The sequence below is a fragment of the Sphingobium fuliginis genome (genome assembly GCF_004152845.1).
GTDB classification, from domain to species: domain Bacteria; phylum Pseudomonadota; class Alphaproteobacteria; order Sphingomonadales; family Sphingomonadaceae; genus Sphingobium; species Sphingobium fuliginis.
This window is the reverse complement of record NZ_SEON01000001.1, coordinates 191,695-215,584: the sequence shown is the minus strand read 5'-3', so window position 1 is coordinate 215,584 and position 23,890 is coordinate 191,695. Positions and strand designations below refer to the sequence as shown.

The 23,890-nt window shown below is 66.0% G+C and carries 31 protein-coding genes; 20 read left to right on the top strand and 11 right to left on the bottom strand.

The features are described 5' to 3' along the window. Window positions 1–13: 13 nt before the first annotated feature. The gene (locus tag EWH10_RS01170) at window positions 14–520 is read right to left on the bottom strand and encodes a hypothetical protein (RefSeq protein ID WP_044662693.1); all 507 of its coding nucleotides are present in this window, start codon (window positions 518–520) and stop codon (window positions 14–16) included. A gap of 388 nt (window positions 521–908) precedes the next feature. Here EWH10_RS01170 and EWH10_RS01160 point away from each other — a divergent pair, with 388 nt between their 5' ends. Genes EWH10_RS01160 through EWH10_RS01145 form a run of 4 tightly spaced genes read left to right on the top strand, consistent with a single transcriptional unit; the run spans window position 909 to window position 3,461 of the window. Next, window positions 909–1,199: a hypothetical protein gene (locus EWH10_RS01160; protein ID WP_044662692.1), complete on the top strand. Its 291-nt coding sequence runs from the start codon at window positions 909–911 to the stop codon at window positions 1,197–1,199. 12 nt (window positions 1,200–1,211) lie between these two features. After that, window positions 1,212–2,183 carry a manganese catalase family protein gene (locus EWH10_RS01155; protein ID WP_044662691.1) on the top strand — a complete coding sequence of 324 codons (972 nt, stop codon included), beginning with the start codon at window positions 1,212–1,214 and terminating at the stop codon, window positions 2,181–2,183. A 1-nt stretch (window position 2,184) separates the two neighbouring features. Continuing rightward, window positions 2,185–2,697, top strand: coding sequence for a ferritin-like domain-containing protein (locus tag EWH10_RS01150; RefSeq protein WP_065846011.1), 513 nt, complete (start codon window positions 2,185–2,187; stop codon window positions 2,695–2,697). Further along, complete coding sequence (locus tag EWH10_RS01145) at window positions 2,694–3,461, top strand: ZIP family metal transporter (protein ID WP_044662689.1); 768 nt, start codon at window positions 2,694–2,696, stop codon at window positions 3,459–3,461. Before EWH10_RS01150 ends, EWH10_RS01145 begins: the two co-directional genes overlap by 4 nt. Window positions 3,462–3,467: 6 nt before the next feature. Here the strand turns inward: EWH10_RS01145 and EWH10_RS01140 are convergent, their stop codons facing one another. After that, window positions 3,468–3,650 (bottom strand): hypothetical protein, encoded by a 183-nt coding sequence (locus EWH10_RS01140; RefSeq protein ID WP_065846012.1) that lies wholly within the window; start codon window positions 3,648–3,650, stop codon window positions 3,468–3,470. 18 nt (window positions 3,651–3,668) lie between these two features. On the opposite strand from EWH10_RS01140, the gene EWH10_RS01135 reads away from it, so the two are divergent. Together EWH10_RS01135 and EWH10_RS01130 are read left to right on the top strand one after the other, a co-directional pair. Beyond that, a complete protein-coding gene (locus EWH10_RS01135) occupies window positions 3,669–3,854 on the top strand; it encodes a hypothetical protein (protein WP_044662687.1) in 186 nt (61 codons plus the stop codon). Between the two features lie 197 nt (window positions 3,855–4,051). Next, entirely contained in the window at window positions 4,052–5,296 is a 1,245-nt protein-coding gene (locus EWH10_RS01130; RefSeq protein WP_083198893.1) for an NADH-quinone oxidoreductase subunit D, read from the top strand. Window positions 5,297–5,457: 161 nt separating this feature from the next. On the opposite strand, the gene EWH10_RS01125 is transcribed toward EWH10_RS01130, so the two are convergent. Beyond that, on the bottom strand, window positions 5,458–5,679 hold the full coding sequence (locus EWH10_RS01125; protein ID WP_044662686.1) for a hypothetical protein: 222 nt from the start codon (window positions 5,677–5,679) through the stop codon (window positions 5,458–5,460). Window positions 5,680–5,695: 16 nt separating this feature from the next. Continuing rightward, a complete protein-coding gene (locus tag EWH10_RS01120; protein WP_025550129.1) occupies window positions 5,696–5,884 on the bottom strand; it encodes a hypothetical protein in 189 nt (62 codons plus the stop codon). Window positions 5,885–6,112: 228 nt separating this feature from the next. On the opposite strand from EWH10_RS01120, the gene EWH10_RS01115 reads away from it, so the two are divergent. Both EWH10_RS01115 and EWH10_RS01110 read left to right on the top strand, forming a co-directional pair. Beyond that, window positions 6,113–6,337, top strand: coding sequence for a hypothetical protein (locus EWH10_RS01115; protein WP_025550128.1), 225 nt, complete (start codon window positions 6,113–6,115; stop codon window positions 6,335–6,337). Next, entirely contained in the window at window positions 6,334–6,975 is a 642-nt protein-coding gene (locus EWH10_RS01110) for a DUF4142 domain-containing protein (protein WP_044662685.1), read from the top strand. Before EWH10_RS01115 ends, EWH10_RS01110 begins: the two co-directional genes overlap by 4 nt. Before the next feature lie 155 nt (window positions 6,976–7,130). On the opposite strand, the gene EWH10_RS01105 is transcribed toward EWH10_RS01110, so the two are convergent. Further along, window positions 7,131–7,310: a hypothetical protein gene (locus EWH10_RS01105; RefSeq protein WP_044662684.1), complete on the bottom strand. Its 180-nt coding sequence runs from the start codon at window positions 7,308–7,310 to the stop codon at window positions 7,131–7,133. A gap of 136 nt (window positions 7,311–7,446) precedes the next feature. Further along, window positions 7,447–8,355: a dimethylarginine dimethylaminohydrolase family protein gene (locus EWH10_RS01100; RefSeq protein WP_044662683.1), complete on the bottom strand. Its 909-nt coding sequence runs from the start codon at window positions 8,353–8,355 to the stop codon at window positions 7,447–7,449. 208 nt (window positions 8,356–8,563) lie between these two features. Here EWH10_RS01100 and EWH10_RS01095 point away from each other — a divergent pair, with 208 nt between their 5' ends. After that, window positions 8,564–8,974: a low affinity iron permease family protein gene (locus tag EWH10_RS01095; RefSeq protein WP_065846013.1), complete on the top strand. Its 411-nt coding sequence runs from the start codon at window positions 8,564–8,566 to the stop codon at window positions 8,972–8,974. A 6-nt stretch (window positions 8,975–8,980) separates the two neighbouring features. Here EWH10_RS01095 and EWH10_RS01090 read toward each other — a convergent pair whose 3' ends face one another. Together EWH10_RS01090 and EWH10_RS01085 are read right to left on the bottom strand one after the other, a co-directional pair. Beyond that, window positions 8,981–10,018 carry a PAS domain S-box protein gene (locus EWH10_RS01090; RefSeq protein ID WP_065846014.1) on the bottom strand — a complete coding sequence of 346 codons (1,038 nt, stop codon included), beginning with the start codon at window positions 10,016–10,018 and terminating at the stop codon, window positions 8,981–8,983. Between the two features lie 127 nt (window positions 10,019–10,145). Beyond that, window positions 10,146–10,541, bottom strand: coding sequence for a DUF6766 family protein (locus EWH10_RS01085; protein ID WP_044662681.1), 396 nt, complete (start codon window positions 10,539–10,541; stop codon window positions 10,146–10,148). 212 nt (window positions 10,542–10,753) lie between these two features. Here EWH10_RS01085 and EWH10_RS01080 point away from each other — a divergent pair, with 212 nt between their 5' ends. Continuing rightward, complete coding sequence (locus EWH10_RS01080) at window positions 10,754–11,668, top strand: SDR family oxidoreductase (protein WP_052628239.1); 915 nt, start codon at window positions 10,754–10,756, stop codon at window positions 11,666–11,668. Beyond that, on the top strand, window positions 11,668–12,654 hold the full coding sequence (locus tag EWH10_RS01075) for a DMT family transporter (protein WP_052628238.1): 987 nt from the start codon (window positions 11,668–11,670) through the stop codon (window positions 12,652–12,654). The genes EWH10_RS01080 and EWH10_RS01075 overlap by 1 nt, the downstream gene beginning before the upstream one ends. Here the strand turns inward: EWH10_RS01075 and EWH10_RS01070 are convergent. Continuing rightward, entirely contained in the window at window positions 12,636–14,699 is a 2,064-nt protein-coding gene (locus tag EWH10_RS01070) for a glycoside hydrolase family 65 protein (protein ID WP_065846648.1), read from the bottom strand. The two genes, EWH10_RS01075 and EWH10_RS01070, sit on opposite strands and share 19 nt — an antisense overlap. 13 nt (window positions 14,700–14,712) lie before the next feature. Next, the gene (locus EWH10_RS01065; protein ID WP_044662679.1) at window positions 14,713–15,201 is read right to left on the bottom strand and encodes a hypothetical protein; all 489 of its coding nucleotides are present in this window, start codon (window positions 15,199–15,201) and stop codon (window positions 14,713–14,715) included. A gap of 266 nt (window positions 15,202–15,467) precedes the next feature. Between EWH10_RS01065 and EWH10_RS01060 the strand changes: the two genes are divergently transcribed. The 8 genes from EWH10_RS01060 (at window position 15,468) to EWH10_RS01025 (ending at window position 21,488) form a co-directional block, all read left to right on the top strand. Then, complete coding sequence (locus tag EWH10_RS01060) at window positions 15,468–16,082, top strand: hypothetical protein (RefSeq protein WP_044662678.1); 615 nt, start codon at window positions 15,468–15,470, stop codon at window positions 16,080–16,082. A 135-nt stretch (window positions 16,083–16,217) separates the two neighbouring features. Then, the gene (locus tag EWH10_RS01055; protein ID WP_130029753.1) at window positions 16,218–16,367 is read left to right on the top strand and encodes a lmo0937 family membrane protein; all 150 of its coding nucleotides are present in this window, start codon (window positions 16,218–16,220) and stop codon (window positions 16,365–16,367) included. Window positions 16,368–16,492: 125 nt separating this feature from the next. Further along, a complete protein-coding gene (locus tag EWH10_RS01050) occupies window positions 16,493–17,395 on the top strand; it encodes an iron-containing redox enzyme family protein (RefSeq protein WP_044662676.1) in 903 nt (300 codons plus the stop codon). A gap of 6 nt (window positions 17,396–17,401) precedes the next feature. Further along, on the top strand, window positions 17,402–17,755 hold the full coding sequence (locus tag EWH10_RS01045; RefSeq protein ID WP_025550112.1) for a response regulator: 354 nt from the start codon (window positions 17,402–17,404) through the stop codon (window positions 17,753–17,755). Window positions 17,756–17,772: 17 nt separating this feature from the next. After that, window positions 17,773–18,312 carry a CinA family protein gene (locus EWH10_RS01040; protein WP_044662675.1) on the top strand — a complete coding sequence of 180 codons (540 nt, stop codon included), beginning with the start codon at window positions 17,773–17,775 and terminating at the stop codon, window positions 18,310–18,312. Beyond that, window positions 18,293–20,365: an NAD(+) synthase gene (locus EWH10_RS01035; RefSeq protein ID WP_044662674.1), complete on the top strand. Its 2,073-nt coding sequence runs from the start codon at window positions 18,293–18,295 to the stop codon at window positions 20,363–20,365. Before EWH10_RS01040 ends, EWH10_RS01035 begins: the two co-directional genes overlap by 20 nt. A 73-nt stretch (window positions 20,366–20,438) precedes the next feature. Next, window positions 20,439–20,678 (top strand): DUF6894 family protein, encoded by a 240-nt coding sequence (locus EWH10_RS01030; protein WP_025550110.1) that lies wholly within the window; start codon window positions 20,439–20,441, stop codon window positions 20,676–20,678. Between the two features lie 81 nt (window positions 20,679–20,759). Next, entirely contained in the window at window positions 20,760–21,488 is a 729-nt protein-coding gene (locus EWH10_RS01025) for a Crp/Fnr family transcriptional regulator (RefSeq protein ID WP_044662673.1), read from the top strand. Between the two features lie 2 nt (window positions 21,489–21,490). Here EWH10_RS01025 and EWH10_RS01020 read toward each other — a convergent pair whose 3' ends face one another. Continuing rightward, entirely contained in the window at window positions 21,491–22,726 is a 1,236-nt protein-coding gene (locus EWH10_RS01020) for an NRAMP family divalent metal transporter (protein ID WP_044662672.1), read from the bottom strand. 271 nt (window positions 22,727–22,997) lie between these two features. Between EWH10_RS01020 and EWH10_RS01015 the strand changes: the two genes are divergently transcribed. Continuing rightward, window positions 22,998–23,876 carry a glycosyltransferase family 9 protein gene (locus EWH10_RS01015; protein WP_229742416.1) on the top strand — a complete coding sequence of 293 codons (879 nt, stop codon included), beginning with the start codon at window positions 22,998–23,000 and terminating at the stop codon, window positions 23,874–23,876. Window positions 23,877–23,890 lie beyond the last annotated feature (14 nt).

The window sequence follows — 23,890 nt, the reverse complement described above, 5'->3', positions numbered from 1 at the left end:
GGCCGCAACAGGGTCAATCGTCCGTTTCAGCGACGCCGTTGCGATTGTCGTCCTCCCCCACCTTGCGGCCGCCCAGATGGCCGGTGCCGTGATAGCCGATCTCCGTCTGCCCGCCATGGCCCATGCGGCTGCCGAAGTCGTTCTTCGACTTCCTGCGCCCGTGCGGATAGGGGGCGCCGGCGCTTTCCCCGCCGGGACTCGTCGCGGACATGTCGAGATCGCTGACCCCGTCCGGATGGGAGCGCCTGCCGCCTTCCTGCCGCGGCTGCATGCGCCTGTCTTCGCCGTCGCCGTCGCCGTCGTCGTGGGTGGACGCCATGTCCGCGCCGCCCGCCTCGACGAAGGCGGTGCCGGATATGTCCTCCACCTCCGCCTTCACGCCCCCGATCCGGCGCCGCCTTGGACCTTTTCCAGCCGGTTCGTCGGCGGCGCGTTCGCCGCGCCAGCCCTGTTCGGGCGGCGCCGCGTCGTCCCTGATGGGCGATCCTTGCCCTTGCAGAAATGCATTGCGGTCGTTCATCGCGCGTCTTCCTGAAAATATCCGCTTTCAAAAGCAACGCATCGGGTGGAGGGGCGATCCGCGCAGGACGATAAACTGGATCAGCTTCGGACGGTCTTTTCCATGGCGCGGCGTTCGCCACCGGAAGCGCAGCCGGAACCCGGTTGCCGGTCCTTCATCGGAAATCCTGCCGGGTGGGGGCGGAAGTTTCCAGGCTTCTGCTTCCGCTACTTTCATGATACGGGCCGCCATGATTGTCGATCCGGAATGGTTCCGGATCGCAGTCGAAGTTTTACGGCGGAAATATCGTAGATCGGTTCGCTGTAAACTGCATTAGCGTTCCATCGCGGATCGCGGAACGCTTGCTCCCGGTGAGGCTTAACTGTCCTTGTTCGATGTGGGAGCAATCATGAGCAGGGTAAATAGAAGCGCCAGGGCAACGGCAAGATTGCTCGTCGGTGCGGCCATAGAGGCGGCGGGGATCGCGGCCCTGTGCATCCTGCTCCATGTCTGGCTGACCGGCGCGCCGCTTCGGCGGGAGGCGGTCATGGCGGCGGTGCTGGGCGCCGGGGCCATGGTTCTGATCGCCGGGGGTGTGCTGGCCTGCGTCCGCCATATCCTGCACGGCGAATTCAAACCCGGCGGGGCCAGCGCCCGCACCCATCATCCCGACATATTTTCATCCGGCAGCGGAGTCTGAGGAGACCATTCCATGTTCATGCATAATAAGCGGCTTCAATATACGGTCAGGGTTTCGGAAACCAATCCGGCGCTCGCTTCGCTTCTTCTGGAACAATTTGGCGGACCGGACGGAGAACTGGCGGCGGCAATGCGCTATTTCACCCAGGGTCTTGCCGAGGACGATCCCGGCCGGAAGGACATGCTGCTGGACATTGCGACCGAGGAACTCAGTCACCTGGAAGTGATCGGATCGATCGTCGCCATGCTGAACAAGGGCGCGAAGTCGGCCTTGACCGAAGCGTCGATGGAGGAGGCGGAACTCTACATGTCGCTGAATGCGGGCGGCAACAGCCATACCCAGTCGATCCTCTATGGCGGCGGGCCTTCGCTCACCAACAGTTCGGGCGTTCCGTGGACGGCCGCCTATGTCGACAGCCGCGGCGACCCGACCTGCGACCTGCGGTCCAACATCGCGGCGGAAAGCAGGGCCAAGATCATCTACGAACGGCTGATCAACATCACCGACGATCCGGGCGTCAAGGATGCGCTGGGTTTCCTGATGACGCGGGAGGTTTCGCACCAGAAGAGCTTCGAGAAGGCGCTCTATTCGATCAAGGACAATTTCCCCGCCGGCAAGCTGCCCGGCCTTGCTCCCTATGCCAACCTCTATGTCAACGCCTCCCAGGGGGAGGGCGATGCGGTCGGCCCCTGGAATACGGGCGAGCAATGGGAACGGCTGGACGATGTCGAGGGCAAGCTGCCGGTCGATGGCGGCGACGGCCAGGCCTCGGTCACGCTCCGCGAGCAGGAGATGCAGGATTTCGCGGCCATGACCGGCCGGCTGCAGTCCGATCCCAACGCCAATCCGGTGACCGGCGCGGACCTGGGCGGCGGGCCGGGTGCGGGCAAGTTGAGCGACGAGGATCTGGGCGGGGCGAGCGACATGGCCGACGCCCGGTCGCAGGCCGCCGCCAAGAGCCCCCTCCAGTCCGACGGGGAGTGAGATGGACCAGGACACCGTCCGGCACATGTTCATCGTCGGCCTGCGCGACGCCCATGCCGTCGAGCATCAGGCGCTGGGCATCATGGACCGGCAGATCGAGCATCTCGCCCAATATACCGAGGTCGAGGCGCGGCTTCGCAGCCACAGGGGCGAAACCGAACGCCAGATAGAACGGCTGGAGGGCATATTGGACGCGCTGGGCGACAGTCCGTCGGCCATCAAGGACGCGGCGCTGAAGTTCGGGGGCAGCGTTGCTGCGCTGTCCCACGCGCTGGCGCCGGACGAGGTCATCAAGAACAGCCTCGCCAACTATGCGTTCGAGAATTATGAGGCGGCGGCCTACAAGGCCCTGATCGCCATGGCCAGGGCGGGCGGGTTCGAGGCGGCCATTCCCGTGCTGGAGGAAAGCCTGCGCGAAGAACTGGCGATGGCCACGTTCCTGGACGAGATGCTGCCCAGGGTGATCGACAGGTTCCTCGCGCTGCGCAGCCAAGGAGAGCAGGCCAGCCATTGAGCATCGACCTGTCGCCGGTTCTGGCCGGCACGATTGCAAGCCTGCTGGCAGGCGCGGCGACCGGCTTGGGCGGATTGCCCATGTTGGGCATCGGCCGGTCGGCGGCGCGCTGTCAGGGCGTGATGCTGGGATTTGCGGCGGGCGTGATGCTCGCCGCTTCCTTCTTCTCTCTGATCGTGCCCGCCATCGGCATATTGGACCGGCAGGGCATCGGCTCCTGGCCGGCGGCGGCCATGATTGCCGTGGCGGTTCTGGTCGGCGGGGCGCTGCTGCTTGCCCTCGGGCGCTTTTCCGTCGAGCGTTTCACCAGTGAGGAGGGGCTGGACCGGACGGGCCATCGCATCTGGCTGCTGGTCGCGGCGATCACGCTGCATAACGCGCCGGAGGGGCTGGCGGTCGGCGTCAGCTTCGCGCGGGATGCGGGGGGAGAGGGCTATGCCACGGCCCTGGGCATCGGAATCCAGAACATACCCGAAGGTTTCGCCGTGGGCAGCGCGTTGGCGTTGCGCTATCCGCCGCTCCTGGCCTTTGCCGGGGCGCTGGCATCGGGACTGGTGGAACCGGTATTCGGTGCGCTGGGCGCGACGCTGGTGCATCGCTTCGCCATGCTGTTGCCGATCGCCCTGTGCCTTGCGGCGGGGGCGATGATCAGCGTCGTGATGAGCCAGATCGCCCCTGAACTTGGCGAGGACGGGCATGCCGCCCAGGGAAGCCTGCTGATCGGCCTTGCGGTGATGACCTGCCTCGACGTCGCACTCGGTTGAGGGCGTTCAGCGGCCCGGCGACCGCAGCGTGAGCGCTGCGGGATAGAGAAGCGCCATGCCGCAAATGGCCAGCAGGACGATGAGCATCAGCATGGCCATGAACACGCCGACCCGGCGACGACGCAGCGCGACGAGGATGCCGGTCAATCCCGCCAGCGCGACCGCCGCGACGATGGCTATGATGATCATGCCGCCTGCCTGCCCGACTTGATCATGCCGGGAATCGGGTGTTTCGCGACCAGCCTGCGCCGTCGTTCATCCTTGTTGATCATGCTGCGCCTTGCCATGCTGTTTTGTCGCAAATCTTCCGATGAAGAAGCGCGGATGAAAGAAGATGTCATCAACACAGATGAATCCGGAGGCGATTTCTTCCCCATTCATGGGTTGCGCTAACATAGGAAAGGATGTGTTTCCGCGTTCCGGCAAAGGCGATTCCGCGCTAAGATGGATCAGCGTCCATTCCGATGCGGTCGGGGCGGTTCCGCTCTACTCTTCTCCTCATCGTCCGGCTCGCCCGTGATCATCCGCAGGCCGCCCCCTCTTACCGATGCGCCGCTCCTGCCATTGAACGGGGCGGATGGAAGGACATGATGGCCCGCGAACCGACCAGCGCCACCCGGAATTTCGCTCATCCCATAGCAGGAGAGGAGCCGACGCCCGGCGACACCGCCATCCACAACTACACGATCAATTTCGGACCGCAGCATCCGTCGGCCCATGGCGTGCTTCGACTGGTGCTGGAACTGGATGGGGAAGTGGTGGAGCGGGTCGACCCGCATCTCGGCCTGCTGCATCGCGGCACGGAAAAGCTGATAGAATATAAGACCTATTTGCAGGCGCTCCCCTATTTCGATCGCCTCGACTATGTATCTCCCCTTTGTCAGGAGCATAGCTTCGTTCTGGCGATAGAGAAGCTGCTCAATCTGGAAGTTCCCATGCGCGGCCAATATCTGCGGGTATTGTTCGCGGAAATGACGCGGATCAAGAATCATTTGCTCTCCGTGGGCGCACATATCATGGACGTCGGGGCGATGACTCCCAATCTCTGGCTGCTTGAGCTTCGGGAACAGCTCATGGGCTTTTACGAGCGGGCATCGGGCGCGCGGATGCATGCGGCCTGGTTCCGGCCGGGCGGGGTGCGCGTGGACGTGCCGGAAAAGCTGCTCGACGACATAGGGGCATGGCTGGACCATTATTCCACCATGTTCGAGGATGCCGTCGGCCTTGCCATCGACAACCCGATCTTCAAGGCGCGCAATGTCGACATCAGCGCGGTTTCAAAGGAGGATGCGCTGCGCTGGGGCTTTTCAGGGCCGATGCTGCGCGCCTGCGGCGTACCGTGGGACTTGCGCCGGAGCCAGCCCTATGACGTCTATGACCGGATGGATTTCGACATACCGGTGGGCAGCCGGGGCGATTGCTACGACCGGCTGCTGGTGCGCGTGGAGGAGGTGCGGCAATCCGCCCGCATCATGCGCCAGTGCCTGAACGCCATGCCCGGCGGACGCGTGTCGAGCGACAACAACAAGGTGGTGCCGCCGCGACGGGCCGAGATGAAGCGGTCGATGGAAGCGCTCATCCATCATTTCAAACTCTACAGCGAGGGTTTCCACGTTCCGGCGGGGGAAGTCTATGTCGCGACCGAAAGCCCCAAGGGGGAATTCGGCGTCTATCTGGTCGCCGACGGCACGGACGCCCCCTATCGCTGCAAGATCAGGCCGACCGGATTCAGCCATCTTCAGGCGATGGATTTCCTGACGCGCGGCCATATGCTGGCCGATGTGACGGCGATATTGGGATCGCTGGACATCGTGTTCGGAGAGATCGACCGCTAGCGCCAAATCGACATTCAGCCCTGACGGCCTGCAAATGACGCTTTTCCGTGCTTCCGGTGCTCACCTACCTTGAGTAGGCTGCGCTCCGGGTCACCGAAAACCACCATTTTCGGCTCGTCATCATCTGAATGTCGATTGGCTCTAGGCGGGAACCGGCCGGTTCAGCCGCGCGGTTCGCCCTCTTCCGACAGGGCGGCGATGACGCGGGCGGCCTTGGCCACGCCCTCCGCCCTGCACTGTTCGCGCGCTTCCGACGCGATGCTCTGCGCGTCCTGGGTGGTGATCAGGCCCTTCTCCACCAACCTGCCGACCAGCGCGGCCACCCATTGGACGCCGGCGGTGGCGATGTCTCCGTCGGTCAGGGCTTCATCCTCGATCGTCATGGTGTCTCTCTCCTCTTCAGCTCATGTGCGTCGTCGTCAGAACCGACGGATAGACCAAGATGACGGAGGCGGCCGCCAATATGAGGATCGCCGCCGCGAGCGCGCCGCCCCGGCTCAACCGGCCCCTGTGCAGACCGTAGAGCACGACGCCCAGAAGCGCGGCCGCCACGAGGACGATGATCGCCGTCAAACCTGTCACCGACATGGGCCGTCTCCAATCGCGATGTGTCGCGCTCCATCGTCAGGATGGCGGCGCACGGGATGGGGGAAAGCCTTTATACGCGGCCCATCGGCAGGGGGTTCCCGGGCTGGCGGACGGCCGCGCCGCAAAAGGGGAAAAGCGCGCCCGCGCTAACATAGGGTTATCGCACGGACGCTGCCCTTCGGCCTGCCGGGCGTTGTCGCCGCAGCAGCCCCGCAGAAGGAGAACCTCATGCTTTGTCCCAGCATGCCCCGTCCCATATCGACCGCCCTGATCCTGATGGCGTCCTCCGCCCTGCTTTGCGCCTGCAGCCCCGCCGCGCAGAATGAGAATGGCAGGGTGCCCGGCGGAACGAACCAGCAGGAGGCGATCAATGCCGCTGGCGACATGGGTGGCGCGAACGCCATGCCGGGCATCGGCGCTCCGGGCGCGGCCGGCAACGGAACGCAGCCATGACCGGCGGCCGTTCGTTCCGGCCGGGACTGCCCGCCTGCCTCGCCGTGCTGGCCCTTTCCGCCTGCAACCAGACCGATGGCGCGTCCGAACGGGGACCGGCCAATGGCAGCGCCACGGTGGCCAAGCATTATGAAGGGCCGAAGCCCGAGGGCGTCTCCCGCCCTGACGAGGCGGTGACCACCACCTTCTACATTCCGCAGGCCGCGATCGGCGACATGTATGAGATAGAGGCGGGCAAGATCGCCATGGTGCGTGCCCGCGCGCCCGAGGTGAAGGCCTTTGCGCGGAAGATGGTCTCCGACCACCAGAAGAGCGGCGAGCGGCTCAGGCGCTTCGTTGCGGACAATCCGGTCAACATCGCCATCCCGCAGAATATCGATGCGCGCCGCCGGGCGATGCTGGGCGCCCTCAACGGTTCGGGCGACCGGGAATTCGACAGCGTCTATGTCGGCCAACAGGCGGCGGCGCATCTGGAGGCCTTCAACCTGCAGAGCAGCTATGCCCGGCGGGGCGATTATCCCGTGCTGAAGAAGATGGCCGGGGAGATGGTCCCGGTGATCGCGGCGCATCGCAGGGAGGCGGAGGCGCTGGACGCCAGCTTCGGTCCGACCGCCAGGCCGGTTCCGGCCGGGCAATGACCTGCGGAAATGCCAGGATGGCACGGCCGGAATGCCGAGGGCCATCGCCTGTTTCTACCGGCGCGAACTGGATGCCGACCGGCGCCGCTGTACCCCCGGCGCCGGAAACGCAAAAGCATCATTGGCAGGCCGCCAGACCTGAATGTCGATTGGCTCTAGCGGTCGCCCTTTCCGCTGGCCGCTTTCCCGTCTTCCTTCTTCTTGCCGGAACTGGCGCTGCCGCTGCCGCGCGCGTTATTGCCGCCGCCGCGGCCCGTGCCGGTGCTTCCATGAGCGCCATCGCCGCCCTTCTTCGTGACCGCGCCCGGATTTCCGCCTGCACCTTTTTGCGCCATTCCTGCCTCCTGATATGATCGAAGGATCAACGGAGCGGCGCTTGCGGCGTTCCGGACGCCGGCCCCTTTCATGCGCTGGCGCTAACCCAGATGAACGACTTCGGGAAAGGACCGTCTGGGGTCTTTTCGCGCCCGCCTAGCCGGCCGTCCGCCGGAGGGGCATGGTCATGCAATGGATGCCGCCTCCACAGGCGGCGAATTGCGACACGTCCAGCGCGACGCCTTGAAATCCCGCCGCGCTGATCCGGGCGGCGACGTCGTCATGCCCAGCGCCCATCAGGATCGTCCGGCCGTCGATGGAGAGGATATTGCAGCCCAGGCCACGCGCCTCCTTGTAGGAAACGGGCAGCAGCGTGATGCCGCGCGCCTCGACGGCTGCGAGGAAGGCGTCGTCGAGAACGTCGACGCAGGCCAGTGCATGATGGGCGTCGAGCATGCAGAATTGCGTGTCGAGATGGAGGAAATGCGGATCGAAAGCGTAGCGGAGAATGTCCCAGCCATTGGCGGCAAAGGGCTCCGCAAAGGCATGGGCGCCCGCCTCGTCCGTCCGCTCGCCGGATATGCCCAGGATCAGCAGCCCGCGCCGCGCCAGGCAGATGTCGCCGCCCTCTATCCTGCCTTCGCAGATGCGACGGACGGGACGGGCGCCGAGGCGGGACAAGGCCTGCGCCACATGGTCCGCTTCCCGCGCGCGGTGCGGCATGGCGGGATTCAACGCGACAAGGCCCCAGGGCGTCGCCACGCCCGTATCGCGGGTGAAGCAGAGGTCCGGCAGATCGGCATGCGTCGGCAGAAGATGGCACCGCACCTGATGATCGGCCAATGCCCCGCGCAGGGCGCGATGTTGCCGTTCGGCCTTGTCGACCGAAACCGCCAGTCCCTTGCGCAGGCTTTCGCGCGTGACCGAACAGCAGGGAACCGGCTCCAGATGGGAAGGCGCGCAAAGCAGCACGTCGGTCAGCCTGTCGCTTTCCCCTTCCACGAAAAAATCGCGGATGATGGTGGCGCCCGCTCCGCCGTCTTCGCCGTGCCAGTCCAGTTTCATGCCTGCGCTCCGTGCCGCCTTGCTTCCTTCGCGTTCAACGCATCCGCCTTGCGACTGTATCCCGGCAATCTTCCCGCGACGGTCGAAGCATTGCGCCGCTCCTGCCCCGAAAACCGACGGCCCGCCGGCACTATCATAAGTTAATGTCCGCGGTTCGGTTCGCACCTATCCTTTCCGATGGGGGCCATATTGTCGCAGGCGCAAAATAATGGATCGAATTTTCACCAAAATCGCCACCAGCAGTGCACGCCTCATGGGACAACCCCAGGCCTTCATCATATCCACCTTGCTGATCCTCCTCTGGGCTGTGTCGGGGCCCTTTCTCCATTTCTCCGATACCTGGCAGTTGATCGTGAACACCGCCACGACGGTGCTGACCTTCCTCGCCGTCTTCCTGATCCAGAACAGCCAGAACCGCGACGGCGCGGCCATGCAGGCGAAACTGGACGAGATCATCCGGGCCCTGGACAGGGCGCGCGTGGAATTTGTCGGCATCGAACATCTGACGGATGCGCAGATCGCGGCCATCCGCGACGCGTTGGAACGCGACATCAAGGACAAATCGGGCCGCGAAGGGTCGGCCGCCCCCACGGTCGAACGCTTGCTCAAGCGGTATTGAGCGCCGCTATTGGCTGAGACGGCTCAGCCTGAACCGGATCTCTATCGTCAGGCCGGCATCCTTCCACAACCGGACGAGGGTGCCGCCCGTTCCCCTGAGCGACGCCTGCTCCAGCGCCGTTCCGAAGCCTTCGCGATCCGGCGCCCGGTCCAGGGTGGGGCCGCCGCATTCCACCCACTGGATGAGCGCATCGTCATCCTGGATGCTGACGGTGACGTCCAGCCGGCCGTCCGGCGTCGAGAGCGCGCCATATTTGGCGGCATTGGTCGCCAGTTCGTGCAGCAGCAGCGCGACCGACGTCAACGCGCCGCCGCCGATGGCCAGGTCCGTGCCCTTCACGAATATGCGCTTGCGCTCATCCGCCAGTTCATGGGGCGCGACGATGGCCTCCAGCAGCGAGAACAGGGTCGTGGCGGTTCCCGCCGTCCCCTCATTGTCCACATCGGGCAAGGTAAGCTGGTGCGCGGCGGCGAGCGCCATCAGCCGCGCCGTCAGATCGCGCGTCAGTTCCCCGACATCCTTCGCTCCGCGCGCACTCAGCGCCACCAGCCCGGTGGCCAGCGCGAAGAGGTTCTTGACGCGGTGGCGCATCTCCTTGAGCAGCAGGGTCTGTTGCGCGGCTGCGCGCTTCTGCGCGGTGATGTCGCGCGCGATCTTGGATGCCCCCAATATCTGCCCAGCCGCATTGCGGACGGGGGAAACCGTCAGCGATATTGCGATGAGCGTCCCGTCCTTGCGCCGGCGAACCGTCTCGAAATGATCGATCCGCTCTCCCGCCCTCAGGCGCGCGAGGATATGATCCTCCTCATGCAGGCGGTCTTCGGGAATGACGATCGTCACCGGCCTGCCGATTGCTTCCTCGGCGGAATAGCCGAACAGGCGGCTGGCGCCCCCGTTCCATGTCGTGATGATGCCGTCCAGCGTCTTGCTCAGAATGGCGTCGTCGGAATTTTCAACGATGGCGGCCAGCCAGGCGCCGGCATCGATCTCTGATTTTCCGTCCGAACCGCCTGCCGCCCTGGCTGTAGCTGGTATATCCGACAATCCTGCTTCCTTGCGTGCCCCCATTCGGGGGCGATGGCGTTGACTGGCCGCTTATAGTGGCGCGAGGCCTCCATGCACTAAAGCAGGTTAAGCTCTCCGCCTGGAGGGCCTGTGATGCGGCTGGCCTTCAGCCTGTGAAATGGCCGTGCGGCTTTGCGTGGCCATGGGTTCGGAGGTAGCGATCGTCCAGTTCCGCGATCAGCGCATCCGCCTTCTCCCCGCCTTGCAGTTTCAGCAGCGCGTCGATCTTGGCCTCCATGCGGTCGTCATTCTCCTTCGACGCGGGGGAGCCGACATAGAGGAAATAGGCAAGGCCGACGACCTGCCAGATCAGTTGCAGAAATTCCGATTGCCAGTTCTCGAAAGTGTCGCGGCCCATTTCCACGGCATATTGCGTGAATTCGGCGGCCTGCCCATGTTGTCGCGCGTCGTCCACATAGGCGAGCCATCCGAACGCCCAGTGACCGACGATGGAAACCAGGAAGAATATCGCCGTGATCCATCCATAGGCATATCGTTTCATGAAGGCCGCTTCCCTGCATCATCTTCCACGTGGAAGATGAAACGCCCGGCAAGGGATTGGGATCACTAACATAAGTTGGCCCTTGCGCCTTTTGTCTCATGCGGTCGGGCCGGAAGGAATCGGGGGGGGGGGGCGGGAGAGATGCTAACCCAGGTCATCGTCATGCGCGTTTCGGGGCGGCTTTCCGGAACAGCCCGCCACGCCAAAGCGATATGGGTCGTCTTCCCGAGCCGGAGAGCGCCGTCATGCCCCACCCCGCCGATCCGCCCGCCGCGCCGCCGGTCACGTCCACGCCCCGCTTCACCGGGCGATCCGCCCTGATCACCGGGGCGGGGCGCGGCATCGGGCGGGCCTTCGCCGTGGCGCTGGCGCGGGAAGGGTGCAGGCTGGTGATCTGCGACATTTGCGAGGGCTTGCCCGAAGGCACGCCCTATCCCCGGACGTCCCGCGCCGACCTGACGGAGACCCAGCGCATCTGCGAAGCGCTGGGTGCGGAGGTGGTCTGGAAGGTCGGCGATGCAGGCGATCCGGCCTTGGCGCGCGAACTGGTGGCGCTGGCCGAGCGGCACTTCGGTGGGCTGGATTTCCTGATCGCCAATGCCGCCCTGACGATCGAGGGCGAGATCGTCGACCTTTCCCCCGAGATATTCGAGACGGTGGTCCGCAACAATCTGTTGGGGGTGTTCAACATCCTCTCGCCCGCGCTGCGCAGCATGCGCCACGCCGGGCGCGGGCGCGTGATCGTCGTCGCTTCGGGCGATGCGCGCCATGCCGAGCCCAACGCCGCCCCCTATGTGGCGTCCAAATGGGGGCTGATCGGCCTTGCCAAGGTCGCCGCGCTGGAGGTGGCGAAGGCCGGCATCACCGTGAACGCGATCCTGCCGGGGCCTGTCGACACGCCGATGATGTCCAGCGAGCAACGCTTCCGTCAGGTGGTCCCCGACAAGGAGAATCCGACGCGCGACGATTATCTGGAGGCGCGCAGGGATGCGACGCCGATGGGCTATGCCTGGGTCAAGCCGGAGGACATTGCGGCCGGCGCGCTTTTCCTGCTCAGCGACGAGGCGCGCTTCGTCAGCGGCGGAACATTGAGCATCGACGCGGCCGACAGCGCCAACTGGACCTGATGCGCAGCGGCGAGCCCATCGTAGGATGGCCCGGCCCTGACGGCGTGCCGCCGCAGGTGGAGGCGGCGGCGGAAAGGCCCGCTTCGCCCTGGCGGCCGATCGGGATGATCCTGTGCGCGGTGTTCCTGTTTTCCATTTCGGACGTCTTTGCCAAGGGGCTGGGCAAGACGCTTCCCGGATTTCAGGTCGCCTGGCTGCGCTATCTGCTTTTCTTCATGCTTGCCGCCATGCTGGCCGTGCGGGCGGGCAGCGTGCCGTGGCGCAGCCGCCAACCGGGGTTGCAATCGCTGCGCGCCTTGTGCCTGTTGCTTTCCGCCAGCCTCTTCCTGCTGGGCCTGGGGCGGTTGCCGGTCGCGGAGGCGACGGCCATATCCTTCGCAACGCCCGCCTTCGTGACGATGCTGTCCGTCCCCCTGCTGGGCGAGGTCGTGCGGCGAAGGCGCTGGACCGCCATGTTGCTGGGTCTGGCCGGCGTGCTGATCGTCGTCCGGCCGGGGGCGGGCGCCTTCGCGCCCTCCGCCCTCCTGCCATTGGGTTCCGCGCTATGCGGCGCGCTGGGCATCATCGTGACACGCCGGATCGGGGACCGTGATCCGCTGTCGATCACATTGTTCTGGTCGTCGGGTCTGGGACTGCTGGTCCTGACTTCGGGCAGCCCCTTGTGGTTCACGGCCATGGACCGGTGGGAGGTGGCGGCCGCGGCGCTGATGGGCCTGCTCTATGCCGCCGCGCAATTGCTGCTGATCCTGGCCTACCGGCGGTGCGAGGCGTCGTTCCTGGCGCCCTTCTCCTATGCGCAGGTGCTGTTCGCCACGCTGGTCGGCTATCTGGCCTTCGGCGCCCTGCCGGACGGGGTTTCGCTGCTGGGCATTGCCCTGGTGGCGGCGGGCGGAGCCTATACGCTGCAGCGGGAAGGATTTCTCGGCCGGTTGCGGCTGCGCGGCGGGCGCCTGCTGCGGCGGCCGGGCTATGCCGGCAGGATCTGAGCGCGATCCTTGCCCTGTTCCGCGATCAGCCGCATCGGCCTTCCCCGCACCCAGAGGCGATCGACGGCGATGGAGGACCAGCCCGATGGCAGCGTCACGGGGCGGTGGGGCCATGCCTCCGGACTGTCGCCGCTGATGCGGAGGCCGGGCAGTCCCAACAGCATCGTCATCAGCATGCCGCCGATATTGGCGAGGAAGGGGCCGGCGGGCACGGCCGAGTCCGGATGGTCGACGCGATATTCCAGGCATTGGTGGAACCGTCCCGCATCATAGGCGGCATAGCCCTCCTCGAACAGGTCGAGCGCCAGCTTCCGGTCGCCCGCCATGGCCGCCCAGGCGGGATAGAAGGCGGCCAGCATGGGCGATCCCACATAATCGCGCCAGCGGGACAGGAAGAAGTCCAGCGTCGCCTGCCGCTCCCTTTCGCCTGCGGGATAGTCCATCGGGAACAGGCCCGCCAGCGGACTGGGCGTGGCGCCCTTGTCCTCGTCGATCCGGAAGTCTTCATGCGCGGGAATGACCCCGTCGCTCCGGCGCGGCAGATAGAGCGCGTCCAGCATGTCCTGCCAGGCCGCCGGGATGTCGGCGCCGATGCCGGCGCCGATCCGGATCGCGCGCTTCAGCAGGTCGGCGGCCGTCATCAGGGTGAAGCTGTCATTGTCCGGCGGATCCGGCACTTCGGCGGGGCCAGTGGCGCAGGGCAGCTCTGCGCCGCGCTGGGTGCGTTCCAGCCTCCCGGTCAGCCAGTCGGCAACGCCGGCGATGATCGGCCAACCCCGGTCCCGCAGGTAGCGCAGATCGCCCGTGCAATCGGCGTCCAGGGAAAAGGCGCGGGCGACGTGGAGGGACAGATGGGCGGCCAAGGCTGCCGCCGGGCCGTCGTCCGGAGCGGCCTCCTCCCCGCTCAGGGGCGCGGCCTGCCACGGGAAGCGCATGCCCGGCTTCCCATCCAGCCGGGCATGGCGCCGGGCAGCCTCGACATGGCGCGCCCGGAAGTCGATCAGGCTGCGGGCGGCGCCAGGTTGCAGGAGCAGAAGGGGAGGCACGCAAAAGGCGTCGATGTCCCACATCACATGGCCGTAATAATAATGATAGCCCGGCCAATGGGCGAGGCCGAACATGGATGTCGCGGCGGGTGAAGAGCGGTGGGCCGAGGCGTTGAGATAGTAGAAGCCGGCGTCGATCAGTTGCTGATGCCGGGGTTCCGCGCCTTGCGCAACGATGCGGCCCTTCCAGATTTCCGCCCAGCTTTCCCGATTGAGGGCGCGCAGACGCGCCAGCCCGCGCCGCGCGCCCAGGCTGGCGCGTCTGACCGCCTCCTCCCTTGGCCGGTGATGCACGATGGAGGGGATGAGGGCGGCGATCTGATGCAGCTCCACCGGCTGGCCGGCCCTCAGGTCGACGCGATATTCGGCGACCAGAGGGCCGGAGCCGAATTTCGGCGCGATCATGCTGTCATCCGTCAGCGAGCAGCGGCTGTGGAAGGCAATGCCGCAATGGCTGAGATCGCCCTCGGGCACCCAGAGCAGCGACCCTTCGCCCCCGCCGGCGGAGGGGCCGCCGGTGCGCCTTTCGGTCATGCGCCCCTGCGCCGGGCGGGAATCGACCAGCGTGCGCAGCCGGATCGAGCAGGCCTGCCCGGCGGTGATGCGGCTTTCCTGCAGGACGAGCGAGCAGTCGCTACGGCTGGCGAAGGTCGTGACCTCCACGGTCAGCGCCACGTCCCCGATGCGGAAGAGAAACTGGCTGAACAGTTCCCCTGTGCCGAAGTCATAGCTCTGCAGAAGGTCTTCGGCGGCCCAGGGCTGGTCCGACAGCCATGCCTCCCCAATCGCGATGTCGGCGGCGAGCGGGTAGGGGATGGGCACCGCCGCTTCGATCCCCTTGTCCGGATCGGGACCGACGACGCCGTTCAGGATCGCGGAACCCGCCAGCAGGGGGATTTCCCGCACCCGAAGGCCGATCGTGCCGTTGCCGACATAGGCCGGCAGGTCGCTGCCGCGGGCGCCACGACAGGGCGGCGGATTGAGGGGGGCGGAGGTCATCTCCCCGCCCCGGTCATCGCACCTGTCGCGCGGGCACCGGCGGCGCATGGTGAAACGCCATGTCGTCCGGCTCTATGGTGGTGGGGGACCCTTGGTTGTCGGCAGGCGGATCGGGGGGTGTGCGCGGCTTGCCGGGAGACAGCGGCAACATCTTCCCGGTCTTTCGGTCCAGTGCGCGCGCCACGATGATGTCCGCCACCGTGGCGCCCATGACGAAGGCCATCGGCCCCCAGAGCGGGCGGCGCCGGCTGGCCAGGGCGAGCGCCGCAAGATCGAGGGCATCGCCCGCCACGCGGTTCCAGACCCGCGTGGAATGCGCCGGCGCCGCGAGGATGCCTGCGCCGGCGAGCAGCTCGCGCGCTCCGAACAGCCTTATCGTCGCACGGGCGGCGGCATGGTCCTGCCCCAGCCGCCTCGCAATGGCGCGTGGCCGTGCGACTTCCGCCAGTCCCAGACCGATGGAGAAAAGACCGAGGCCAAGGCTCCAGTTCTTCGGTGTCATGTGCAGACAGCCTCCTCGGCGGAAGAACGGCGGCTCGCGCGGGCAGGTTCCCCGATGCCGGGGCAAGCCATATAATGCAGGTTAGAGCGGCCGCCTTATATTCCGGTGCAATCCTGTTCCCATCCGGAAGAGAAATATATCGGCATCGAAGATCAGGCGTTGACCTTGGCGGAGGATGCGACAGTCGGCATCCGCATCATCCAAGTGGAACACAGTCGCCATATGATTCGTTCTCGTGGCCTCAAGAAACGAATACAGGAGAGTATATGCGTGAGATCAGCTTTTCCATGCGTGCTTTCGCTGCTGCATCGGCCCTGTTCCTGGCAAGCACGCCCGCGCTGGCGGGCGATGAAGAACGCGCGCTTGCGGCGATTGCGCAGGCCCAGGGGAAAATCGATGCGGCGGGCAAGTTGAAGGCCGGCGACTTCGATCCGGCGGTGTTGGCGAAGGCCCAGGCGTCCCTGCGTCTGGCGCAGGAGCATCTCAAGAGCGGCAAGGAACAGGCCGCCATCCGGACGGCGGTGGAAGCGCAGCAATTCGCGGACACTGCCATCGGTGAAAGCCGGCTGCGCGCCGATGCCGACGCCCAGGTGCATGCATCGACGGCCGTGGCCGCGCAGCAGGATGCCGCGGCGGCCAATGCGCGCGCCGAAGCCGCCGAGCGCGCAGCGGCTTCCGCGGCCGCAGACGCCCGCGCCGCCCGCGCCGCCGCAGCGGTGCCCGCGCCCGCGACCACTACGGTGACCACGGAAACCGTGAAGACCACCCCTACTGCGACGCGCAAGGCCGCTCCGGTCAAGCGCAAGGTGGTGCAGCGCACGACGAGCCCGGCCCGCGCTTCCGTGGTGGAGAAGACGACCACGACCGTCACCCAGCGCTGACGGCCGACGCCGGACCCCGGACATGGCGGCTTCCTGAGCGGAGCCGCCATATTTCATGCACGGGAATGGATCGCGTCGGAACAATCGCAGGCGGCGCGACTTATCCAGCCTGACTTAGCGACAGCGAGGCCGATCATGTTGTGGACCATCCTTATCATCCTCCTCATCCTCTGGGCATTGGGCGCATTCATCGTGCCGGTGGGCGGGGGACTGATCCACCTGCTGCTGGTATTGGCGTTGGTCGTCCTCGTCTATCAGCTTGTGGCGGGCCGACGGGTTCCCTGATCGTTTCACCAGGATGATTGTCGGCACCCGTCCGGCAGTCATCATGGTCGTTTCCTGCAGAGTTGATCCGGATCAGTAAGATTTTCAGGAACGCTCGCCTGTCCCGGGATTTTTAGCCATGATGAATGAGAGGTTTTATCGTGGCGACACAATGGGAATATCACGGGTCACAATTTCTGCAGCAGCCGTTTCAGGAGGAACTTACCTACTGGAATCGTGAACGGCTTTCGCCAGCATTTCCTTCGGACATGACGGCGGAGAGATTCGACCGCGATCGGCGGATGCTTCGTCTGGAGCATGGCTTTATCGAGGAGCTACGCGCGGAGGTTCGCGAGGAAGCGGCGCAGGCGCCGACCGACCCGGACGGGTTCATCGCCTGGTTCGAAGGACTGAAGGAAAGCGGACCCGGCCAGAAGGACGCGCTTTTCCCCTGGCTGGCGCAGGAGGCGAGCCGGGACGAGATTCGATGGTTCCTTTCGCAGGAAGCGGCGGGGGAAGCGGGTTTCGACGATCTGGTCGCCCTGACTCAGGTGAAGCTGCCGCCGCGCGCCAAGCTGGAACTGGCGCGCAACTATTGGGACGAGATGGGCCGCGGCAATGCCAAGGGCATGCACGGCCCGATGCTGGGCCAGCTGGTCGACATACTCCACCTCGACATCGGGGTCGAGAGCACGGTCTGGCAGAGCCTGGCCCTCGCCAATGCGATGACGGCGATGGCGACGTCGCGCTGTTATGCCTGGCACAGCGTCGGCGCGCTGGGCGTGATCGAACTGACCGCGCCCGGCCGTTCCGCCCATACCGCCCAGGGCCTGCGCCGCATCGGGCTCAGCGGCAGCGAAAGGCGCTATTTCGATCTGCATGCCGTGCTGGACGTCAAGCATAGCCGCGACTGGAACGACGAAGCCATAGTGCCGCTCGTCGCCGAAGACCCACGGCGGGCGACGGCGATGGCGGAAGGCGCGCTGATCCGCCTTCAATGCGGGGAGCGTTGTTTCGAGCGCTATCGCGCGCATTTCGGATTGGGATGAGGCGCCATGGCGGCAAATCCCAAAATCCTGCTGGTGGAGGACGATCCGGCGATAGCGGGCATCATCGCGGACCTGCTGGAAGACGCGGATTATGAGGTGGACGGTCCATATGCCAGCCTGGCGGACGGCATGGCGGCGGTCGCGGCGGACTTCCCGGCGGGCGCGGTGCTCGACGTGCGGGTGAGGGATGGGGATGTCGGTCTGCTCGCCGACGATCTGGACCGATATGACATCCCTTATCTGTTCTGCACCGGCGCCTTTGCGCATCCTGCCGTCAACGCTCATCCCGGCGCTCCGCTCGTGCCCAAATGGGCCTTGTCCCGCCAGTTGATCGATGCCCTGCGCCGGATCGTGCATTAGAATGAGGATGGCCCGCCATGAGCGCATCGGATGGGAAGGGCGATACGGCGGAAACCCTGTCGCCCATCATTCCCGAAGATATTGAGAATGCCGCCGCCGCGTTGCTGAAGGACTGTTGTTCCGCCGAACTGACACTGGCGACGGCGGAAAGCTGCACGGGCGGGCTGCTGGCGTCGCTGCTGACCGATGTGGAGGGCGCGAGCCATGCCTTCGAACGCGGCTTCGTCGTCTATAGCGAGGATGCCAAATGCGAATTGCTGGGCATCCGCAGCGAGCGGATCGCGGCCTGCGGTGCGGTCAGCCGGGAGGTCGCCATGGCGATGGCCGATGGCGCGATCGAACGGTCCCATGCGGACATCGCGCTTGCCATAACGGGCTATGCCGGCGCGGCCCCGCCCGGGGAAGAAGCGGGCCTGGTCCATTTCGCCTGCGCCGCACGAGGCGGGCCGACCGAGCATCGGGAAGAGCATTTCGGGGACATAGGGCGAGGACCCGTGCGGATCAGGTCCATCCGGGTCGCGCTCGAGATGATGAGGCATGCCCTTGAGCGAGGTTGAAAGGTTCGCGTCGATCCATAGCCACGGCCTTGTCCGTGTCGCGGCGGCGACGCCCAAGGGCAGCGTTGGCGATGTCGGAGCCAATGCACAGGCGATCCGGACGCTTGCGCGGCAGGCGGCGGGCGGCGCGGCCGACCTCCTGCTGTTTCCCGAGCTATGCCTGTCATCCTATGCGATCGACGACCTGCACCTGCAGGAAGCGCTGCTCGACCGGGTGGAACGGGAGGCGGCGGCGCTGATCGAGGCGAGCGCCGGCTGGCCGGTGTTGCTGATCGGTGCGCCGCTTCGGCGCGGCGGGCGGCTCTACAATTGCGCGCTGGTCATTGCGGACGGGCGGCTGCTGGGCGTGGTGCCGAAAAGCTATTTGCCCAATTACCGCGAATATTATGAAAAGCGCTGGTTCGCGTCCGGGGCCGGTCTTTCCGGGCTGGAAGTCGACGTCGGCGGCCATGTCGCGCCGTTCGGCACGGACCTGCTGTTCGCGGCGGACAGCTGTCCCGACTTCATCTTCCATGTCGAGATCTGCGAGGATTTCTGGGCGCCGCTGCCGCCCTCCACCATGGGGGCGATGGCGGGCGCGCTGATCCTGTGCAATCTTTCGGCCTCCAACATCACCATCGGCAAGGCGCGCGACCGGCATCTGCTATCCGCCTCCCAGTCGGTGCGCTGTCAGGCGGCCTATGCCTATTCGGCGGCGGGCACGGGCGAGAGCACCACGGACATGGCCTGGGATGGGCAGGCCATGGTGCATGAGCTGGGCGAACTGCTGGCGGAATCGGAGCGGTTCGGGGATGCGGCGGAACTGCTCTACGCCGATGTCGATGTGCAGAGGCTGCGGCTGGAGCGGATGCGCAACGGCACCTTCAACGACAATGCGGCCGCGGCCGGGCATCCGGAAACCCGCTTCCGTACCGTGCGTTTTCCGTTTTTGCGCGGCGGCAAGGATGTCGGCCTGCACCGGTCGCCCCGGCGCTTTCCCTTCGTCCCCGCCGATCCGGGGCAGCTTGCGGCGGATTGCTACGAAGCTTTCAATATCCAGGTCGAGGGGCTGGTCACGCGCTTTCGCGCGACCGCGGGCCGGCATTTCGTCATCGGCGTGTCGGGCGGCCTCGATTCCACCCATGCCCTGATCGTCGCCGCCAAGGCCTGCGACCGGCTGGGCCTGCCGCGCTCGGCCATATTGGGCTACACCATGCCGGGCTTCGCCACGGGCGAGTTGACCAAGGGCCATGCCTGGGCGCTGATGAACGCATTGGGGGTGAAGGGGGAGGAGATCGACATCCGCCCCGCCGCCCGCCAGATGCTGGGCGACATGGGGCATCCCTTCGCGCGGGGGGAGCCGGTCTATGACGTGACCTTCGAAAATGTGCAGGCGGGTTTGCGCACGGACTATCTGTTCCGGCTGGCCAACAGGCATGGCGGCTTCGTCGTGGGGACGGGCGACCTCAGCGAACTGGCGCTGGGCTGGTGCACCTATGGCGTGGGCGACCAGATGAGCCATTATGCGGTCAACAGCGCCATTCCCAAGACATTGATCCAGTTCCTGATCCGCTGGTGCATCGCGACCGGCCAGTTCGATGCGGCGACTGCGCGGATATTGGACGCGATATTGCATACCGAAATCTCGCCCGAACTGGTGCCGGCGGGGGAGGACGGCGCCTTGCAGAGCACGGAGGATCGGGTCGGCCCCTATGCGCTCAACGATTTCTTCCTGCATCATATCGTGCGCCTGGGCCTGCCGCCGTCGAAAGTCGCCTTTCTGGCATGGCACGCCTGGCGCGACGCCGGAAGCGGCGCATGGCCGACGGATTATCCGGAGAGCGCCAAACGCGCCTATGATCTGCCGACGATCCGGCACTGGCTGGAAAATTTCCTCTACCGCTTCTTCACGATCAGCCAGTTCAAGCGGTCCGCGCTGCCCAATGGCCCGAAAATCTCCTCCGGCGGCGCGCTGTCGCCCAGAGGCGACTGGCGGGCGCCGTCGGACGGGACCGCGACGGTGTGGCTCGACGAATTGGCGCGTGGCCTGGATGGCGACGACAACGGGGGCTGACCTCCGCCGAAGTCGTCGTGGGATCACGCGGCCTGACGCCGGAACAATGTTTCGAACACGGATTTTATCACCCATGCCGATATTCCACATTCACCTGTTCAACGACGACAATGTGATCGACGAAGCCGGTCAGCAATTTGCTGACGTGGCGGAGGCGCGGGCCGAAGCGATCCGCAGCGGGCGCGAAATCATCGCGGAACATGTCATCCACGGCCGGCCTGTCAATCTCGATCATCATCTGGTCTTGCAGGACGATCAGGGCCGCAAGCTGGAAACGATCTATTTTCGCGATGTCGTGACGTTCGGTGGCTGACCTGCGGCGATCCTGCAGGCCGCCCCCCTCGCGCATCATCGCCCTGCGGCCATTGCGCCCTCTTGTGGGGAGCGTCGGCTGATGCCGCATCCTGCCCTGCAATATTTCCTGAACCGGCTTCTGATCCGTTCCCCGCTGACGGAGGAGGAACGGCAGGCGATCCTGTCCATGCGCTTCCATTTGGCGCAGGTGTCGCCCAATGTCGACATCGTCCCTCCCGGTCATCTGGTGACCTATTCCTGCCTGGTGGCGGAAGGCCTTGCGGGGCGGTTCGGGCAGTTGCCCAACGGCATGCGGCAGATCACGGCGATGTATATTCCCGGCGACATGTGCGACCTGCATTCCGCCATGCTGCCGCGCGTGGAATGGGCGGTTCAGGCCCTTTCCGCGCCGCTGACCTACCTGAAGATCCCGCATGAGGAACTGCTGCGGGTCTCGCGCGCCCATCCGCGCGTGGCGGAGGCCTTCTGGCGCGACTGCGTGGTCGACGCTTCCATCATCGCCCAATGGGTGGTCAGCCTTGGCAGGCGGGATGCGGCGGCGCGCACCGCGCATCTGCTGTGCGAAATGGCGTTGCGGCTGGAATGCGCGGGCCAGGGTTCGCGCACGGCCTTCGAATTCAAGGCGACGCAGGCGCATATTGCCGACGCGCTCGGCATCACGCCGGTGCACATGAACCGCGTCGTTCGCTGGCTGAGGCAGCAGGGTGTCCTGTCCTGGACCGGGCGGACCATCCGCGTGCTGGACTGGGACGGCCTCGTCCGCATCGCGAGCTTCGACGGCGGCTATCTGGAAATGCGTCGGGAATAGGCTCATAGCAGCCAGCTCGCCGCCAGCGACAGGGCGCAGAGGAAGGTGACGCCGGTCGTCGTCCAGCCCAGCAGGTTAGTCCAGCGGCCATTGGTGCGCGCGCCGACCACGGCCGGGCGGTTGGTGAGCAGCATCATGAGCAGCAGCAGCGGCGGCACGGAAAAGCCCTGGACGATGCCCGACCAGACCAGCGCCTTCATGGGGTTGAAGCCCAGGAAGTTCATCGCCGCCGCCAGCGCCGTCACCGCCGCGATGATGGCATAGAACAGCCTGTTGTCCTGCGGCGCGTCATGCAGGCTGCCCGCGCGGCCCAGCCCCTGCACCACGTCATAGGCCGCGCCCGTGGTCATCACCGGCACCGCCAGGAAGCCCACCCCGACCACGCCGGCCGCGAACAGGAATTTCGCGGCCTGACCGGCGATGGGTTCCAGCGCGGCGGCGGCGTCGGCGGCGGTCTCGATCTCCGTCCGTCCGGCGGCGTGCAGGGTGATCCCGGTCGCGAGCAGGATGAAATAGAGGATGAGGTTGGAAAAGATCATGCCGGTCAGCACGTCGCGGCTCGTCCGCTTCATCTCCGACGCGGTCGCGCCCTTGCGCTGCCAGAGCCGGCGGCGGCCCAGGGCGATCTGCTCCTCCACCTCCTGATTGGATTGCCAGGTATAGATATAGGCGGAAAGCGAGGTGCCTATGCAGGCGACGATCAGCGACAGCGATTGCGCATCGATCCTGAGCGCGGGGATGAAGGTGGCGCGCAGCACCGCGATGGGATCGGGGCGGGCCATGACCGCCGCCGCCACATAGGCGAAGAGGATGAGCGCCAGCCAGCGGAACACGCGCCGGATGAGCATGTAGGAACCGAAATATTGCAGGGCGAAGATGATCGCAGCCGCGCCCACCACGATCAGCGGCACCGGGATCGGCACCAGCAGGTTGAGCGCCGCGCCGATGCCGCCCAGGTCCGCCGCCGCCTCTATGATGTTGCCGGCGAAGGCGAGCGTCACCAGCGGCAGCAGCAGCCAGCGCGGGAACTGATCGCGGATGCAGGCGAACAGGCCCTTGCCATAGACCTGCCCGATCTTCGCGGACAGATAGACGACGACATACATCATCGGCAGCAGGACCGGCGCGATCCACAGGAAGGCAAGGCCGTAGCGCGCGCCCGCGCTGGCATAGGTGCCGATCGCGGAAGGATCGTCGTCTGCGGCGCCCGTCACGATGCCGGCGGCGAGCATCTTCATGACGCCCCGGCGCGGCCTGTCCACCGGCCTGCGGGTTTTCAGCGGTTCACGGGATTGGGTAGTCAATTTCCACCTCGAACGGGCAAAGCCGTGGTTCAACACGGCAGGCATGGCGGGAGGTGCATGGCCGTTAACCCATGATAGCGGGCCGGTTTCCCGTACACGCCGATGCCGGAATTTCGATCACATAGGTTAGCGGATCGTCCGGGTCGCGCCGGCGGTCCGGAACGCGCTCCACCGGGCGGGAATTGGGGCAGGCATGGCGGATCACATGGCAGATTGGGCGGCTGCGATGCGCGCGGGGGACCATGCCGCCGCCTGGGCGATTTCGGATCGGGAACTCCAGCGGCGCGATCCCGCCCGCCGGGACGATCCGACGCTGCCCTATCATCAGCGCTGGGTATGGGACGGGCGGCCTTATGAAGGCAGGCATTGTCTGGTGCGCTGCTATCATGGCCTGGGCGACAGCATCCAGTTCGCGCGCTTCCTGCCGATGCTGGCGGCGCGCACGGCCTCGCTGACGGTGGAGATGCAGCCGCGGCTGATCGACCTCATCGCCGGACCGGGCGGAGGCATCCGCTTCGTCCCCTTTATCGACGCCCATCCGCTGCCGCAGTCGGAATGCGATCTGGAGATCACGGAACTGGACTTCGCTCTTCGGCTGACGCCCGCCGATGCGGCGATGCCCTATCTCGCGGCGGAAAGCGGCGTGCTGCCGCATGGTTGCGTCGGGCTTTGCCATGGCGCGGGACCGTGGGACCCCGCGCGGTCCATTCCGCCGCACCTGCTGGCGCCGATCTGCGCCATGGCGCCCTGCATCAGCCTGATGCCGGAGGCGACGACGCTGCCCGTGCTCAATCCGGACGGCTGCCCCTTCGACATGAAGGCGACGGCGGCCCTGATCGCCGCGACGGATCTGGTCATCACCGTCGACACGATGATCGCCCATCTGGCCGGCGCCATGGGCAAGCCGACCTGGCTGTTGCTGAAGTCCGATCCCGACTGGCGCTGGCCGGTCGGCGCGCGCGGCACGCCCTGGTATCCGTCGATGCGGATCTATGCCCAGCCCAGCGCCGGCGACTGGGAAACGCCATTGGCCGAACTGGCGCGCGACCTTGCCGCCTGTCCGGCGCTCGCAGCGGAAAGGTAGCTGAACATGGGATA